Source organism: Mesorhizobium sp. B2-5-7 (assembly GCF_006440875.1).
Classification (GTDB): Bacteria; Pseudomonadota; Alphaproteobacteria; order Rhizobiales; family Rhizobiaceae; genus Mesorhizobium; species Mesorhizobium australicum.
The window spans coordinates 292,789-310,158 of sequence record NZ_VFUO01000003.1 but is presented as its reverse complement, the minus strand read 5'-3'; the positions used below and the strand labels follow the sequence as shown (position 1 = coordinate 310,158).

Below are 17,370 nucleotides of genomic sequence, written 5' to 3'. Positions count from 1 at the left end.
AGGGCCTGACATGACAACCCGCATCGACCGCCGCATGGCGAAGCTGAAGGCCGAAGGCCGCCCGGCCCTCGTCACCTATTTCATGGGTGGCGACCCAGACTATGCAACCTCGCTGTCGATCATGAAGGCGCTGCCCGGCGCCGGCTCCGACGTCATCGAGCTCGGCATGCCGTTTTCCGACCCGATGGCCGACGGCCCGGCGATCCAGGCGGCGGGCCTCAGGGCGCTCAAAGGCGGCCAGACGCTGGTCAAGACGCTGAAGATGGCGTCGGACTTCCGCGCCAGCGACGATGAAACGCCGATCGTGCTGATGGGCTACTACAACCCGATCTACATCTATGGCGTCGACCGCTTCCTGAAGGACGCGATCGCCAGCGGCATCGACGGGCTGATCGTCGTCGACCTGCCGCCGGAGATGGATGAGGAACTCTGCATCCCGGCGCTGAAGGCTGGCATCAATTTCATCCGGCTGGCGACGCCGACCACCGACGACAAGCGCCTGCCCAAGGTGCTGCAGAACACATCCGGCTTCGTCTACTACGTGTCCATGACCGGCATCACCGGCTCGGCGCTTGCCGACACCGGCAAGGTCGCCACAGCGGTCCAGCGCATCAAGGGTCACACCAACCTGCCGGTCTGCGTCGGGTTCGGCGTCAAGACCGCCGAACAGGCGCGCGTGATCGGGGCCAACGCCGACGGCGTGGTCGTCGGCACGGCGATCGTCAACGCGGTCGCGAACGTGCTGGGGCCGAAGGGTGAAAAGACCGCCGATCCGGCCGAGGCAGTCGCCACGCTGGTCAGCGGCCTTGCGCAAGGCGTGCGTTCGGCCCGCCTTGCTGCCGCCGAATAGTTTCCCTACGTCTTTACCCAACTCTTCGTCAGGACAGGAGCCGAAGCGATGAACTGGATCACCAACTACGTTCGCCCGAAGATCAATTCGATGCTCGGCCGGCGCACCGACATGCCCGAGAATCTCTGGATCAAGGATCCCGAGACCGGCGAGATGGTGTTCCACAAGGACCTGGAATCCAACCAGTTCGTCATCCCGTCTTCCGGCCATCACATGAAGATCTCGGCCAAGGAGCGGCTGAAATTCTTCTTCGATGACGGCAAGTACGAGACCCTGGACAATCCCAAGGTCATGCAGGATCCGCTGAAGTTCCGTGACGAGAAACGCTATGTCGACCGGCTGAAGGACGCCAAGGCCAAGACCGGCCTGGAAGACGCCATCATCAATGCGCTGGGGACCGTCGAGGGCTTGCCGGTGGTGGTGACGGTGCAGGATTTCGCTTTCATGGGCGGTTCGCTCGGCATGGCTGCGGGTGATGCCATCGTGCATGGCTTCGAGGTCGCCTTGCAGCGCAAGCGGCCGTTGATCCTGTTCGCCGCCTCCGGCGGCGCGCGCATGCAGGAAGGTATTTTGTCCCTCATGCAATTGCCGCGCACCACGGTTGGTGTCGATAGGCTGAAGGAAGCCGGCCTGCCCTACATCGTCGTGCTGACCAACCCGACCACCGGCGGCGTCACCGCCTCCTATGCCATGCTGGGCGACGTGCACATCGCCGAGCCCGGCGCGCTGATCGGTTTTGCCGGGCCGCGTGTCATCGAACAGACCATCCGCGAGAAGTTGCCGGACGGCTTCCAGCGCTCCGAATATCTGATGGAGCATGGCATGGTCGACATGGTGGTGTCGCGGCTGGAGCTGCGCGAGACCATCGCCCGCCTGTTGAAGATGCTGCTCAAGATGCCGGAAGAGCAGAAGCCTCTGGAACCAGAAATCTTGCCGCCGGCCGTGGTTGCCGCCGAAGTCCGGCCGCAAGCTTGACGCTACATCGACATGACGCGAGACTGGCCTGACGTGAGACTGGCCTGACGCGACATTGGCCGCCGCGAACAGCGATTGCGCGGCATCCGTTGCGCGCTGTAGCCTTTCGATAGCCATGGTCTTTGCGGGAGCGCTTCTGGCTCCAGGCCATGCACGGGATTTGCCATGACGACGCTTGCCGCGGACCGCGAAATCGAAGCCCTGATGGCGCTTCACCCGAAGGGCTTCGACCTTTCGCTCGACCGCATCACGCGGCTGTTGGAACGGTTGGGCAATCCGCAGGACCTGCTGCCGCCGGTCATCCACATCGCTGGCACCAACGGCAAGGGTTCCTGCGCCGCCTTCTCGCGGGCGCTGCTGGAAGCCTCCGGCCGGCTCGTCCATGTCCACACCTCGCCACATCTGGTCAGCTGGCACGAGCGCTACAGGCTGGCCGCCGAAGGCGGCGGCAGGCTGGTCGACGACGATATCTTCGCGGAGGCCATTGCCCGCGTTGCCAAGGCCAATGCAGGCCAGAAGATCACCGTCTTCGAAATTCTCACCGCCGTCACCTTCATCCTGTTTTCGGAACATCCGGCCGATGTCGCGATCATCGAGGTCGGTCTTGGCGGCCGTTTCGACGCCACCAATGTCGTCGCGCGGCCGGCCGTGTCGGTGATCATGCCGGTGTCGATGGACCATGAGGCCTATCTCGGCGATCGCGTCGAACTGATCGCCGCCGAAAAGGCCGGGATCATGAAGCGTGGCTGCCCGGTGGTCATCGGCGCGCAGGAAAGCGAGACGGCGCTGCAGGTGCTGATCGACGCCGCCGAGCGGTTGGAATGCCCGACCCTGGTCTACGGGCAGGATTTTCTCGCCTTCGAGGAAAACGGCCGCATGGTCTACCAGGACGATGATGGGTTGATGGATCTGCCGCCGCCGCGGCTGCCCGGTCGCCACCAGTTCGCCAATGCGGCCGCCGCGATCGCCGCGGTCAAGGCGGCCGGCTTCGAGATCAGCCACCGCGCCGCCGAGAAGGCAATGACCAACGTCGCCTGGCCGGGCCGCATGCAGAAGCTGGCGCAGGGCCGGCTGGCGGAACTGGCGCCTAGGGGCGCCGATATCTGGCTCGACGGCGGCCATAATCCTGGCGCCGGCGTCGTCGTCGCCGAAGCGCTGGCCGAGCAGGAAGAAAAGAACCCGCGTCCGCTCTTCCTCATTTCGGGCATGATCAACACCAAGGACCAGGCCGGCTATTTCCGCGCCTTCAAGGGCCTCGTCCGGCATGTCTACACCGTGCCGGTGAGCATGAGCGATGCCGGTGTGCCGAATGACGAACTGGCGATCCGTGCCACGGAAGCCGGGCTGACGGCCGAGCCGGTAAGCTCCGTCGCCAGCGCCCTGATGCTGCTGCGCGACACCTGGGACGGCCCGACGCCGCGCATCCTGATCGGCGGGTCACTTTACCTGGCCGGCGCGGTTCTCGCCGAGAACGGCACGCCCCCAACCTGAGGCCGCCTATTGCCTCGTTATCCCAGGGCGTAGCGAGGAGCGAAGCGAAGCAGCGGTGCGGAATTTCCTTCAGCTGCATTCGTCGAGGGCCGTCACGGCATGGATACCAAGGTCTTCGCGACGGAGCTTCGCTCCTGCTTCGCCCTGGTATGACGAAGTGAAGGAGGCTTCGGTCAACGTCAGGATTGCCGCTTACTTCAGCTCAATCTCGATAAAAGCGTACTCGCCCTCATTGGCGCTGACGACGTCGTGTTCCACTCCCTCCTTGCGGAAATACGGCGCGCCTTTCTTCATCTCGGCGAAGGTTTCGCCGTCCTTGGTCACCAGCTTCAGCTTGCCGTCCATCAGTGGCACCACGACATAGTCGTGGCCGTGGCGATGCCAGCCGGTGTTGTCGCCCGGCTGGAAGCGGTACTCGGTGACGATGACGCGTTCGTTGTCGATGAAGACGGTGGCCTTGGCGGATCCGGTCATTTCTCTCTCCCTGCTTCTGCTGCCAACAGAGGACATGGAGTGGCCCGATGTGAGGGCCAGAGCGGCGCACCGATGACGCCAACAAAAAGCCCGGCGCGATGGCCGGGCTCAATGCTTCGAATTCAGATGGCATCAGGCGAGATTGCCGTTGACCCAGTGCGACAGTGCGGTCTTGGGCGCGGCGCCAACCTTGATGTCGGCCACTTCGCCGCCCTTGAAGATCATCAGCGTCGGGATCGAGCGCACGCCAAACTGGGCGGCAAGCTCGGGATTTTCGTCGATGTTCAGCTTGGCGATCTTTACCTTGGCGCCGAGCTCAGTGGCGATGTCTTCGAGCGCCGGTGCGATCATCTTGCAAGGGCCACACCATTCCGCCCAGAAATCAACCACAACCGGCACCTGGGCATTAAGCACGTCAGCCTGGAAATTGTTCTTGTCGACCTTGACGGTGGTCATGCGGAAATCCTTTCGAAATTTTTCGTCCCACCAAATGTGGTGGTTGTCGCGCCCTTCTTCAAGCAGTTCTTGTGTCACGCTCCCGTGAGTCGGGCAAGGGCGTCGTCCATGGCCCGGGACGGCAGTTCGATCAGCCTTGGCGCTTCGGTGAACAGCAGGACTGCCTTGACCTCCCGTCCGGGATAAAGCGGCTGCAGCAGGGCGCGATAGAGCGCGAGCTGAAGCAGATAGGCCGGCGGGACTTCCGCCAGGGAGGCGGGTGCGGGCCGGTTGGTCTTGTAGTCGACGATCGAGACCGCATTCGGGGTCACCGCCAGCCGATCGATCTTGCCCGAAATGGAGCGGATTTTGCCCTTGACCTCCAGGCTGCCCATGATCGCGACCTCGGCGCGCGAGGAGGGCGCGAACAGCTGACCGAGGCCGGGGTCGGCAAGGATGGCGATGACCGATGCCAGGGCCTTTTCACGCTCGGCCTCAGGCCACGCCGCACCCGTTCGGGAGAGATAACGCTTCGCAGCGTCCACCCGTGCGTCCTCGGCGATGCCGGGCAGCATCTGCAGCAGTTTGTGCAGGGCGAGCCCGCGCAGCACGGCAAAACCCGGCTCGGCAGCGGCGTCCAGCACCGGCGACGCCTTGTCGACCACCGCTTCCTTGCCTTCCTCGATCAGCGCCGAGGCGCCCGACGGCGACAGGGGACGCGGCAGGTCCTCGAAAGGCGGCAAGGGCCTGAACAGGGTCGTCGGCAAGGGTCCGAAAGCATCGGCCTGCCGTGCCTGTTCGCCCGGACTTGGCGCAACCGGCGGCAGTTTGGTGATGTGGAAACGGTAGACAGGCTCCCCGCCGGCAGGATGCGGACGCTGTTCGCTTTCGGGCGCGCCGCTCAGCGCGCGGCTGACGATCGAATGCCATGTGCCGGCGTTCGGCGCCCGCTTGCCGTGATAGCCGCAGACGATAAGCCGGTCCTCGGCGCGCGTCATGCCGACGTAGAGCAGCCGGCGGTACTCGTCGTCGGCGAGTTCGCGGGCGCGAGCGGCGGCCGTCTTCGAGAAGCCGTTGGCGACGTCGCTGGCCGAACGCCAGAGATAGCCCCTGCCATCCCAATGTCGGCCAGAGCCGTCGAAAGGCATCAGGCGCGGTAAATGCTGGTCGCTGAACGGGGCGGAACCGCCGTCGACCAGGAACACCACGGGCGCCTCAAGGCCCTTGGCCGCGTGCACGGTCATGACCCGGACCTCGTCACGGGTCTGATCCATCTCGCGCTTGATCTCGGGGCCGGCGTTTTCCAGTGTCGACAGGAAGGCTTCCAGCCCGGGCAGGCCGGTCCGCTCTTCGGCAAGGCAGAAGCTCAGGAACTCATCGAGAATATCGCCGGCTTCCGGCCCGAGCCGCGCAATCATCTTGCGGCGTACGCCATCGCGCGCCAGCAGGGCGGCATAGAATTCGAACACCGGCTTGAAGGCGGCCTCGTCAGCCCAGCCGTCGAGTTGCGCGACCACCGCCGCGAGCGTTTCGCTTCCGCCGGCATGCTGGCGTAGCGATGCCGCCAGCGACACGCCGGACGGCCGTTGCGCGGCGAGCGTGAACAGTGTCTCTTCCGGCAGGTCGAAGACCGGACTGCGCAGCAGAGCGGCGAGCGACAAATCGTCCTGCGGCTGGATCAAAAGGTGGCCGAGCGCGATCAGGTCCTTGACGGCAATATGGCCCGACAGGCTCAGCCGGTCGGCGCCGGCAACCGGGATGTCGCGGCGCTTGAGCGCGCGGGTCAGCGCGTGGACGAAGCTGTCGCGCTTGCGCACCAGCACCAGCACGTCGCCCGGCCGCAGCCGCTTGCCACGCCCCTCGATGATTTCCCCCTTGCCGATCCAGCCGGCAATGGTGGCCGCGACATTCTCGGCGACGCGCACCGCCGGCGCATGGGCATGATCGATCGCTTGCGCCCAGTCGTCGGGCTCGTCGACGGCCTCGGCACCGACCGACGGCCAGACCTCGACATAGCCTGGCGCATCGGTGCGGATGGCCTTGTGGTTCAGCGGATCGGGATCGTGGCTGATGCCGCGCCGCACGATGGGATCGGCAAAGACCCGGTCGACGGCGGCCAGCACATCGTCCGTGGAGCGGAACGACCAGGTCAGCTTGAGGTCGGCGAAGGACGCTTCGGCATCGCGCACACGCCCGGCGAACAACAACCGGCTGTCGGCGAAGGAGTCGGGTGCCGCACCCTGGAAGGAGTAGATCGACTGCTTCTCGTCGCCGACGGCAAAGACCGTGCGGTGGACCCGCTCGCGGGCGCCGAAGCCGGCAAAGAATTCTTCCGCCAGCCGCTTCACCACCTCCCATTGATCCGGGCTGGTGTCCTGCGCCTCGTCGAGCAGGATGTGATCTATGCCCTGGTCGAGCTTGTATTGCACCCATGGGCCGGCATCGGGCCGCGCCAAAAGGTTCACCGTGCGGGTGATCAGGTCGTTGAAATCGAGAAAGCCGCGGCCGCGCTTCAGCACTTCGTATCGTGCGATCAGCCAGTCGGCGATGGTCAGGGCCGCGCGTGTGCCCTCCAGCATCCGGAATAGCGCCAGCCGGTCGACAGTCTCCATGATGGCGCTGGCGGCCGACACATAGCGCTCGGCCAGCTCAGGCAGCCGGTCGGTGAGCGCCTTTTTGAACGCCTTTGCCGGATCATAAGGATCGCCGTCGGTCTTGAGGAAGGCTCTTGCAAGCAACGGCAGCCGGCGGAGAGGGTCGCTCTCGGCGAAGGCCTGGCGCGCATAGGGCAGGATGTTGTTCAACACCGACCTGGCGTCGGTGGCTTCGGCTGCCTGGGCAAAGCCGGCAAAATAGTCCGGCAGGAAACCAGGCAGCGGCCATACAGATGCCGCTATGCCTTCGGCGGTCTGGCCGGGCTGGAAATGGAATTCATCGAACAGCGGCTGGAAGCCGTCACGCCCGACAGCATCGAGGAAATGGCGCAACCCGTCACGCTTGCGCACGATCTCGCCAAGCAAGGCGTCGAGACCGGCTTCACCGCCGCGTTCCAGGACAGTGGCGAAGGCCTCCGCCAAAGTCCTGTCGCCGGCGGCGGAGATCATCTCGCGGCGCGCAGCGGCAAAAAGCGAGGCCTCCATCTGGCTGTCGAGCATTTCGAAATGGGCGGGGATGTTGGCTTCCAGGGGGAACTGATGCAGGACGGATTCGCAGAAGGCGTGGATGGTCTGGATTTTCAACCCGCCAGGCGTCTCCAGCGCCTCGGCGAACAGGCGGCGGGCGCGGCGCATGGTGTCGCGATCGGCCCGGCGCCCTTCCAGCGCCTCTATTTTGGCGGCCAGCTCCAGGTCACCCAGCGATGTCCATTCCGACAGCGTGGAGAAAACCCGGTTCGACATGTTGGCGGCCGCTGCGCGCGTATAGGTCAGGCACAATATCTTCGAGGGATCGGTGCCGTTGAGCAGCAGCCGGATGACGCGCTGGGCCAGCACGTGCGTCTTGCCCGATCCCGCATTGGCCGACACCCAGGCCGAATTGCCGGGATCGGCGGCCCGAGCCTGGCTCGAAGCCGTATCGCTCGGGATCGGATAGGCCTTCTTCATGCCTCCCCTCCCTCATCCCCGGCGTCGCCGCCGGCGGACCATTCGAGCACGCGGGCGAGGTGGTCGTAATCGCCATCGGTTTCGCCTTCGCGAAACGGCAGCGCGCGCGACAGATAGCCGGTCGCCGGGTCGGCATAATGGATCAGCAGTTTTTCCAGCCGCGCCCAGGCCTCTTCGGCAAGATCGGCGGCGGTGCGTGGTTGGCGGTTGTGTTCGAGTATGGACTCCTCGAACACCTCGCCATTCGGCTTCAACCTGATGAAGGCCAGTTGCGACGGTTCGCGCGTGCCCAAATCCTTGAATGCGCCACGTCTGAGCAGCGCCCCTTCCAACGCCAGTTGCGGCGCCAATAGCGTATGGGCCTGTGCCTTGGAAGGCGATGAGCCCGTCTTGTAGTCCAGAATGTCCGCCATGCCGCCGGCCAGCAGATCGACACGGTCGGCATAGCCGGACAGCGTTACGCCGGACTGTCCGACCACAGTCTTGCCGGCGCGCTCCTCGGCATGCCGCTGGATGACCGCGTCGGCGCGCGTTCGCTCCCATTCGATGATGTTGGCGGCGAGCTTTTCGAACCGCGGCCACCACACCGCCTCGACATCGGCCGGAAGCGCCGCCTCGGCAAAACAGGCGCGGCCGGCGGCGATGAGCCCGGCCAATGCGTCCAGCGCGCGCGGGTCGGCCACCTCGGACGAAAAGAGATGCAGGATGGCGTGAAACAGCGTGCCGCGCTCCGCCGCACCCGGATCGCGGACGAGCGGATCGAGCGGCGTCAGGCCAAGGATCCTCCGGGCATAGACAGCGTAGGGGTCGCGGCGCAGCGTCTCGATCTCGGTGACGGAGAAATGCGTCGGGCGAACCGAAAGCGGCGGCTTCGGCTGCGGTCGTGGCGCGAAATCCCGCTTCGGTCCCGTGTCGAGCGCGCGCGCCCAGGCAAGCAGCTCATCGCCGCGCCGGCGCAGTGCCGCCGCCTGATCGTTGCCGATGAAGGTGAGCAGCCGCTGCAACCAGCGCGACGGCACGGCAGGTGCGTCGCCGGCACGCGCCGAGCGGGCCAGCACCACATGTCTCGCGCCCATGGCCATCTGGAAATCATGCGCGGCAAGCCCGATGCGCCGCTCCGGCGGTTCCAGGTCGATGCCGGTCTTCATCAGCCGCGACATGAAGCGGTCGCTCTCCGGCTTGCGCGGCCAGACCCCTTCGTTGAGCCCGCCGATGACCAGCGTGTCGACATCCTGCAGCCGCGCCTCCAGCGCACCCCAGATGGCGATGTTCCTGTCGGTGCCTTGCGCTGGCTTGACGGTCTCGGGCGCGATCAGCGCCTCCATCACATCGGGCCATTCGATTGCCGCGAACGACAGCGGCGCCGAAGCCGCGACCAGCCCGCGCAGCAGTTCGGCGAGCTTTTCGCCGGCATCGCCGGCGTAGAGTTCGCCAAGACCACCGTCGGCGGAACGGCCGAGATTTTCCAGGGCAGCGACGCTGGCTTCGACCAGCGCGGCAAGGCCGGCCTCCGCCTGGCCGCGAAAGATCGAAAGCGGCGCCAGCGCGTCAGCCAGGCGTGCGAGAAGGGTCCGCGCAACCTCAATGGAGCGCACGGTCAGGCGGGCAAACCAGAACGGCGGCCGGCTGCCGTCGCCTAGCCCGGTGAGGCGGGCCTCGAAAAGATCCGGCAGCGAAGCGATGTCAGGGCGGCCGGTGCCGCCGCGCAGCGCCACCAGTTCGACCAATTCCGCCGCGTGGCGCACGTTGACCCGTTCCAGACCCAGGCCAAGCAGGGGATGCTTGAGCAGCGACAACAGGCCGACCGGATCGCCCGGCCGGAACACCGCTTCGAGCGCCAGCCTGAGCAGGCTGGCCGCCGGCGTGTTGGACAGCGGCGTGCCGCCGGAATCGTCGGCAACGACACCGAAGCGCTTGAGCTCGACCGAGACGCGGCGTGCCAGCGCGCGGTCGCCGGTCACGAGAGCGGCCCTTTGGCCGGGTTCTTCCACTGCCTGCTTGAGCGCGACGGCGATCGCGACGGCTTCGTCGCGCTCGCTTGCCGCCTCCAGCAGCGTCACGTCGGCGAAAGCGCCGGCGATATCGGACACTGAAAACCCGTTTCGTGTTTCCGCCCATAATTCCGTGGTCTCGGCCGGCCGCAGCGCCTCGCCGACAAGGGCGGCGCGGCGCGCGAGCTTCGGCTCGGCCGCATCGATCTCCTCGACATCGCCGCGCAGCACGCCGATCTTGCCGATCAGCTTTGCCAGGCCGTATTGCGGATGGCCCAGCACGGCTGGACGCGCGCCGGGAGCGACGAGAGCCTGGAAGGAGGCTTCGTCGAGCATCTGGTCCAGGCCGGGCAGCACGATGGCACCGCCGGACAGGCCGGCGATGGTCGCAAGCAGTTCCGCCGTGGCGGGTATGGAGCCGGTGGACCCCGCGGCTATGACCGGCCCGGCGGGTGGATTGCGCCGCAGCCGCGCGGCCTCGGCACGGATCAAGGCGCTGCGATGCGCGGCTGGGTTGGAGCGGTCGCTCTCTGCGAGGAATTTCGGCCAGGCATCGGTGACGATGCCGAGGAATTCGAGCGTGACCTGCCACCATCCGGCAAGGTTGCCGCTGACGAGGCCGGCAAGTTTGGCCCAATCGGTGCCTTCCGTCTCGATCTCGTCCATCAGTCCGGCCAGATCGCGCGCCAGCCAGATCGCGTCGGCGGTGGAGGCCGGGACGACGATCTCCTCGGCGAAGAGGGCCGCGACATGGGCGGGCAACCGGCGTTTCCACGCCCGCACCAGCGGCGTCAGTAGCAACAGTCTCTCGGTGGCGGGGATCGCGGGCGCGAGATCGATTGCCGCCGTTGGATCGGTCTCGAATGCGGCCTCATCCTCGTCGAATTCGCCGAGCGGCCGGATCACCGGCAGGATCGCCGAACCGCCGCCGCCACGCGCCTTCAGGCTGTCGACGAAGACGCCGCGCAAGGCACGAGCGGCCCGGCGCGTCGGCACATAGATGGTAACATCGGCCAAAGCGAGGGGGTCACCGTCGAACCGAAAGCCGGGGATAAGGCGGCCGTCAAGCAGCGCCTCGGCCAGCGTCGGCAGAAACGGCGCTCCGGAGGGAATGGAGAAAACGCGGCTTGAGCCGCTCATTGCGATCCGATGAGTGCGCCGGCCACTGCGTCTTCGGCGAGCGGAATGGCATCGGGCGTGCCGACGGTTATCCAGTGGCCATGCATCGGCATGCCGAACAGGCGGCCGCCGGCAATCGCCTTGTCGAAATAGGCATTGAGCGAATGCGGTTCGGCGGGTGCGTTTTTGAACAGGCGCGGATGGATGATCGCCGCGCCGGCATAGATCAGGCCAGCGGGATCGCCTTTCGAACGCCGCAGGGCGCCATCCGGCGCCACCAGGAAATCGGTGCTGCCACAGTGCCCTGTCGCCTGATGGAGATCCGCCAGCATCAGCAGAATATCCATTTTCGCGGCGTCCCATGCAAGGGCAAGCCGCCCGAGATTGAGCGGGCCGTGGTCGATCCAGAATGTATCGGCGTTGAGGATGTAGAACGGCTCCTGGCCGAGCTCCGGCAGCGCCTTGACGATGCCGCCGGCGGAATCGAGCAGCCGGTCGCTCTCATCGGAAATGACGACGCGCGGGGCGCGGCGCGCGGCCACATGAGCGACAATCTGTTCGGGAAGGTAATGGACATTGACCACCGCCTTGCCGACGCCGGCCGCCGCCAGGCTGTCGAGGCCCCAGTCGAGCAGCGTCTTGCCGGCGATCCTGACCAGCGGCTTGGGCATAGCGTCGGTTATCGGCCGCATGCGCTTGCCGAGCCCGGCGGCAAGAACGATGGCGGTGTCCGGTTTCGTTGTCACAGCGCTCGTTCCTCCAGCAGCCCGTGCGCGCTGTAGAAATCCCGCAGGTCGGCGAGCGCGGGATGCGACAGCGCCCGCCTGAGATAGTCACGGATGCGCGGCAGGTGCCTGAGATAATAGGGTTTGCCGTCACGTTTTTCGAGGCGCACGAAAATACCCAGAATCTTGGAATTGCGCTGCGCGGCCATGATTGCATAGGCTTCGAGGAAGCTTTCTTCGTCGAAGCCGCCTGCTGCATGACGCGCGGCGACATAGGCGTCGAGCGTCCGCTTCTCGATCTCGGGCGCCATGGTGACGCGGGCGTCCATGGCGAGCGAGGCGACGTCATAGGCGCAAGGCCCGATCAGCGCGTCCTGGACGTCGACGATGCCGAGCCGGTCGAGGCCGGATCGCTCGCCGCGCCAGATGATGTTAGGCGAGTGGAAGTCGCGCAGCATCAGCGTGTATTCGCTGCCTTGCAGCCGGTCGAGAAGCGCATTCCATGTCTTGTGGTAGCCGGAACGCAGCGCCTCGCTTGCCGGCTCGCCCGATATCGCCGGCACGTACCAGTCGATCAGCAGGTCGGCCTCGATCAGCATGGCGTCGCGATCGAAGGGCGGCACGTCATGAACGACGCCGGGAGCCGCCTCCATGCGGTGAGGCCAAGCCTTGCCGTGCATCATGGCAAGCAGTTCGGCCGCCGCCTCGTACCGTTCGGCGACCGGCTCGCCATTGCCGTCGAGGAAACCTTCCGAGCCCAGATGCTCGAGCAGCAGGAAACCCTGGTCGAGATCCTGCGCGTCGATCCTGGGCACCGCGACCCCGGCGGCCAGCAGCGCACGGTCGATTGCGACGAAGGCGGACACCGACTGCGCCGTATGGGCAATCACGGCATAGGGTTTGCCGTCGCGCACGGGCGGGCCGAGCACCAGCCGCGGCGAGTTCATCAGCACGCGCGGCGCCTCGCCGGCAAGCGTTACGATCTCGTAGGAGCGGGCCGAGGCATCGCCGATGAAGTGCCGGCGCCGCGCTTGCCCCCAGCCGGTGCTCTCCAGAAAGCCGCGCATGGCCAGCGAGCGCGCCATACGGTCGAAGGTAGCGCCTTGCCCCGACAATTGGGCCAGCCGGCCCTCGCCATGCTGGACGAGTTCGATCAGCACCGTCGCCTTGGGCAGGTAGCCGTCAGCCCGTTCAGGCCATTCGATCAGGGCGGCACCTTGCGCCAGCGACTCCTCGAAGCCGAGTTCGTCGAGCTCGGTCGCCGAGGACAGGCGGTAGAGATCGAAATGGTGAACCGGCACGCGGGTATCGTAGCTCTGTACCAGCGTGAAGGTCGGGCTCGGCACTTCGAGACCGGCATCGTCGGCCAGCGCCCGGATCAGTGCCCTTGCCAGCGTCGACTTGCCGGCGCCGAGATCGCCCTTGAGCGCCAGCACGTCGCCCACGCGCAGCGCCAACGCCAGATCCTCGCCCAGCCGGGCTGTCTGGGTCTCGTCGGCGAGCAAACGCTCCAGCACCGGTTCCGTCATCGAGCGCGCTACTCGGCCGCTGCGCGGATACCCGGCATGTCGGGAAAGGTGCAGATGACTGTCGTGCCCTTGTCCTTGCCGGTTTCGATGCGAACGGCGCCGCCATGCAGTTCGACAAAGCTCTTGACGATCGACAGGCCGAGGCCGGCGCCGCGCCGGCGGCCGCCATTGGCGCGCGGCTCGAAGCGGCGGAACACCGAATCGAGAACATCGGGCGGCATGCCGGGTCCGTCGTCGTGAACCGAGAACTCGACCCCGTCCGCCAACTGACGGCAGGCCAGCCGGATGGTGCTGGCCTCCGGCGCGTAGTTGGCGGCGTTGCTGAGCAGATTGTAGAGGATCTGGCGGATGCGCGTTTCGTCGCCATGGAACGTCTTCGGCGCCGCGGCGGCATCGACCGCGAGCCGGATCGAATGCTCCTCCAGCCGGTCGGCGACAAGCTCGGCGGCAGCCGCGATGGTGCGGTCCACATGCACCTCGGAAATGTCGAGCTGCATGATGCCGGCATCGACGGTCGCCAGGTCGAGTATGTCGTTGACGATGGTCAGCAGCACCGAGGAGGACGAGCCGACATGTTCGACATATTCGCGCTGCTTCTGCGTCAACGGGCCAGTCGCCGGCAGCGACAGCAGCTCGGTGAAACCGATGATGTTGGTCAGCGGCGAACGCAGTTCGTAGGACACATGCTGGACGAAGTCGTTCTTGAGCTGGTCCGATTTCTCCAGCGCCTCGTTCCTGTCCTTGAGCGCGCGTTCGACATGAACGCTGTCCGTGACATCGACGAAGGTCATCATCACTTGCCCGTTGGGCAGCGGAATCACGGCGTAGCGCAGCACGGTGCCGTTGTTGAGCTCGGTCTGGCCGTGGCGCTCGCGGCGCTCGTCGTCGAAGCCGGTGATGGCGGCGACAAAGCCGGGCCAGGGGCTCTCGACCGCCTGCCGATCTGAGAGCTCGCGTATGGTCGATACGTGCACATTGGGCTTGGCGACTTCCGTGCCCAACCCCCACAGCGTGGCAAAGGCCGGGTTCGACAGCCGCAGCCGGCCGTCGGGGCCGAACACCGCCACGCCTTCGGCCAGATTGTCGAGCGTTTCGCCCTGGACCCGGACCGCGGTGCGGTAGCGGCTTTCGAGATCCATCTTCTCGGTCAGGTTCTCGAACACCCAGGTGACGCCGCCCTTGGGTTGCGGGTTGGCGACGACGCGGATGGTCTTGCCGTCCGGCAGGTGCCACCAGTGTTCCTGCGATTCGACCGCACGATAAGCGCCGAGCAGGCCTTCCTTCCAGCGGCGCCATTCCGGCTGTTCGGCGATCTTGCCCTCGCTGCGCAGCCGGTCGAGCAAAAGGGCGTTGTCGGGCGCGCTGTGCAGGAAGCCGCTGTCGAGCCCCCACAGTTTCTGGAAAGCCTGGTTGAAGAAGCGCAGCTTCTCGTTCGTGTCGAAGATGGCGACTGCCGTGTTGAGTTGGTCGAGCGTATCGGCATGGCTGCGCACGGTCCGCTCATATTCGCCGCGGATGGCCTCGATGGCGCTGGTGTCGCAGGCAAGGCCGGCCGAACCGTCGGCGCCGGCAAAGTCGGTCACGGCAAACACGCGGCGGTCGCCTTCGATCACCGTCGAAAGCGATTGCTCGAACACCGGATGCGATTTGTGCTGGGCGGCGATGGCCTCGCGCGCCTGGCCGCCGAGGAACTCCTGGGCGTCACGCACGGCGGCTTCAGCGTTCTCGGCTTCGACCGCGTCGGCATAGGCCCGGTTGACCCATTTCAGCCGGCCATGCTCGTCACGCAGCCATGCCGGCATCTTCAGCGCCTCGAGCAGGCCGATCATCGTGTCATGGTCGGCGGCCAGCCGCTGGTTTTCGATCTTGAGCCGGGCCTGGCTGCGCTGTGTCTCGGACAGCGAGACAAACCGCACCAGCACATGGGCCGCGCTCTTTCGGCCATGCACTTCCAACGGAGCGCCGGCCTGCGATTCCACCACCAGGTCGAACGCCCTGCCTTTTTCCCGCAAACCCGTCACGGCATGTTCGAGTGCCGCCGCCGAGCGCGGCATCAGCCAGCGCCCAAAGGCGAGGAATGCGGCCCGTTCCTCCGGCGCTCCGCTTTCGGTCGGCAATGTGCCGATGAGCTCGGGTTTCTTGTTTTCCGAGGCCCAGACGACCACACGCTGGTCGCGCAGATTGAGCAGCGCTTCCGAACGTCGCAACGCCGCACTGATATCGGCGACGCGGCTTCTCAGCTCGACATTTTCCGCCGAGGTGCGCGCGCGTTCGCGAATGAGAACGATGGCCGAAAGGAATGCCGCTCCCATCACTCCGGCAAAGACGGCTAGCTGCATGACCTCGATCGTGCTGACCGAAAGGCCGGCCGCCACTTCGGCGCCCTGGGCGCATGCAACCCCGCCAAGCAGCGGGCCGGCAAGTGTGGAGCCGGCAAGCAACAGCCCCGCGCGGCCACGCCACGAAAGGCGCCGCGAGCCAGTGGTCTCCGAATCCTGATGGCCGCCGGAAACGGCCTGTCCCGCGTGAAGCGGGTTTTCCCCCGGCATGTCTTGGTCCTCTTCGCCGCCTGAATGCAAGACCGCCCTGACGCGTGCGCCGGTCCTCGCCCCTGGACCCGCGAATCACAACAATAGCGCCTGCTGGAATCGGCGTGAAGAATCATTCGGCGCAAAAATAATGCCGGGCGAAAAGTCAATCGCCCGGCATCAATATCTTGTGGCAAATTCGGCTTTGGTTAATAGCGGTAGTGTTCCGGCTTGAACGGCCCCTGCGGCGTGACGCCAATATAGGCGGCCTGCTCGCTCGACAGCTCGGTCAGGCGGGCGCCGAGCTTGTCGAGATGCAGGCGTGCGACCTTCTCGTCGAGATGCTTGGGCAGCACATAGACCTGGTTCTGATACTGCTCGCCCTTGGTGAACAACTCGATCTGCGCCAGCACCTGGTTGGTGAAGGAGGCCGACATGACGAAGCTCGGGTGGCCGGTGGCGTTGCCGAGATTGAGCAGGCGGCCTTCCGACAAGAGGATCATGCGCTTGCCGTCCGGGAAGGTGATCATGTCGACCTGCGGCTTGACGTTGGTCCATTTCAGATTGCGCAGCGACGCAACCTGGATCTCGTTGTCGAAATGGCCGATGTTGCCGACGATCACCATGTCCTTCATCGAGCGCATGTGGTCGAGGGTAACCACATCCTTGTTGCCGGTGGTGGTGATGACGATGTCGGCGGTCGGTGCCGCATCTTCCAGCGTGACCACTTCAAAGCCGTCCATCGCCGCCTGCAGTGCGCAGATCGGATCGACCTCGGTGACCTTGACGCGGGCGCCCGCGCCCTTGAGCGAGGCCGACGAGCCCTTGCCGACGTCGCCATAACCGCAGACGACCGCGACCTTGCCGGCCATCATCGTGTCGGTGCCGCGGCGGATACCGTCGACCAGCGATTCCTTGCAGCCATATTTGTTGTCGAATTTCGACTTGGTGACCGAATCGTTGACGTTGATGGCCGGGAAGGGCAGCAGGCCCTTCTTCTGCAACTGGTAGAGCCGGTTGACGCCGGTCGTCGTCTCTTCGGTGACGCCGCGGATCGCTTCCTTCTGCTTGGTGAAGAAGCCCGGCGAAGCCTTCAGGCGCTTCTTGACCTGGGCGTAGAAATATTCCTCTTCCTCGCTCTGCGGATTGGACAGCACGTCCTCGCCGGCTTCGGCACGGGCGCCGATCAGGATGTACATGGTGGCGTCGCCGCCGTCATCGAGGATCATGTTGGAGAGGCCGCCATCGGCCCACTGGAAGATCCTGTCGGTGTAGTCCCAGTACTGTTCGAGGCTCTCGCCCTTGACGGCGAAGACCGGAATGCCGGTCTCGGCGATGGCCGCGGCGGCGTGGTCCTGGGTCGAGAAGATGTTGCAGGAAGCCCAGCGGATGTCGGCGCCGAGCACCTTCAGCGTCTCGATCAGCACCGCCGTCTGGATCGTCATGTGCAGCGAGCCGGTAATGCGCGCGCCCTTGAGCGGCTTCTTGGCCCCGAATTCCTCGCGGCAGGCCATCAGGCCCGGCATTTCGGTTTCGGCGATATCGAGTTCCTTGCGGCCCCAGCCGGCAAGAGAGATGTCGGCGACCACATAGTCCTTGCTACCCGTCATGGCAGTGCTCCGATGCGAATTGTCTTGCTGTGAATTGATCG

The 17,370-nt window shown here is 65.6% G+C and carries 11 protein-coding genes; 3 read left to right on the top strand and 8 right to left on the bottom strand.

The features are described 5' to 3' along the window. Positions 1-10: 10 nt before the first annotated feature. The 3 genes from trpA (at position 11) to FJ543_RS15300 (ending at position 3,316) form a co-directional block, all read left to right on the top strand. A complete protein-coding gene (trpA, locus tag FJ543_RS15310) occupies positions 11-850 on the top strand; it encodes a tryptophan synthase subunit alpha (RefSeq protein ID WP_140875792.1) in 840 nt (279 codons plus the stop codon). A gap of 48 nt (positions 851-898) precedes the next feature. Then, positions 899-1,825: an acetyl-CoA carboxylase, carboxyltransferase subunit beta gene (accD, locus tag FJ543_RS15305; RefSeq protein ID WP_015314369.1), complete on the top strand. Its 927-nt coding sequence runs from the start codon at positions 899-901 to the stop codon at positions 1,823-1,825. Positions 1,826-1,990: 165 nt separating this feature from the next. Continuing rightward, positions 1,991-3,316 carry a folylpolyglutamate synthase/dihydrofolate synthase family protein gene (locus tag FJ543_RS15300; protein ID WP_140875790.1) on the top strand — a complete coding sequence of 442 codons (1,326 nt, stop codon included), beginning with the start codon at positions 1,991-1,993 and terminating at the stop codon, positions 3,314-3,316. Between the two features lie 192 nt (positions 3,317-3,508). Here FJ543_RS15300 and FJ543_RS15295 read toward each other — a convergent pair whose 3' ends face one another. The 8 genes from FJ543_RS15295 to ahcY all read right to left on the bottom strand — a co-directional run bounded on the left by FJ543_RS15295 (position 3,509) and on the right by ahcY (position 17,329). Then, positions 3,509-3,790, bottom strand: a complete 282-nt coding sequence (locus FJ543_RS15295; RefSeq protein WP_015314367.1) for a cupin domain-containing protein — start codon at positions 3,788-3,790, stop codon at positions 3,509-3,511. Positions 3,791-3,922: 132 nt separating this feature from the next. Further along, entirely contained in the window at positions 3,923-4,246 is a 324-nt protein-coding gene (trxA, locus tag FJ543_RS15290) for a thioredoxin (RefSeq protein WP_015314366.1), read from the bottom strand. 74 nt (positions 4,247-4,320) lie between these two features. After that, the gene (gene addA, locus FJ543_RS15285) at positions 4,321-7,827 is read right to left on the bottom strand and encodes a double-strand break repair helicase AddA (protein WP_140875788.1); all 3,507 of its coding nucleotides are present in this window, start codon (positions 7,825-7,827) and stop codon (positions 4,321-4,323) included. Continuing rightward, positions 7,824-10,958 carry a double-strand break repair protein AddB gene (gene addB / locus FJ543_RS15280; protein ID WP_140875786.1) on the bottom strand — a complete coding sequence of 1,045 codons (3,135 nt, stop codon included), beginning with the start codon at positions 10,956-10,958 and terminating at the stop codon, positions 7,824-7,826. The genes addA and addB overlap by 4 nt, the downstream gene beginning before the upstream one ends. After that, positions 10,955-11,683, bottom strand: coding sequence for a nucleotidyltransferase family protein (locus FJ543_RS15275; protein WP_015314363.1), 729 nt, complete (start codon positions 11,681-11,683; stop codon positions 10,955-10,957). The genes addB and FJ543_RS15275 overlap by 4 nt, the downstream gene beginning before the upstream one ends. Further along, positions 11,680-13,191 carry a tRNA (adenosine(37)-N6)-threonylcarbamoyltransferase complex ATPase subunit type 1 TsaE gene (gene tsaE / locus FJ543_RS15270; protein WP_140875784.1) on the bottom strand — a complete coding sequence of 504 codons (1,512 nt, stop codon included), beginning with the start codon at positions 13,189-13,191 and terminating at the stop codon, positions 11,680-11,682. The genes FJ543_RS15275 and tsaE overlap by 4 nt, the downstream gene beginning before the upstream one ends. 8 nt (positions 13,192-13,199) lie before the next feature. Beyond that, positions 13,200-15,740, bottom strand: coding sequence for an ATP-binding protein (locus tag FJ543_RS15265; protein WP_140875782.1), 2,541 nt, complete (start codon positions 15,738-15,740; stop codon positions 13,200-13,202). Between the two features lie 188 nt (positions 15,741-15,928). Beyond that, the gene (ahcY, locus tag FJ543_RS15260) at positions 15,929-17,329 is read right to left on the bottom strand and encodes an adenosylhomocysteinase (protein WP_140875780.1); all 1,401 of its coding nucleotides are present in this window, start codon (positions 17,327-17,329) and stop codon (positions 15,929-15,931) included. Positions 17,330-17,370: the final 41 nt, after the last annotated feature.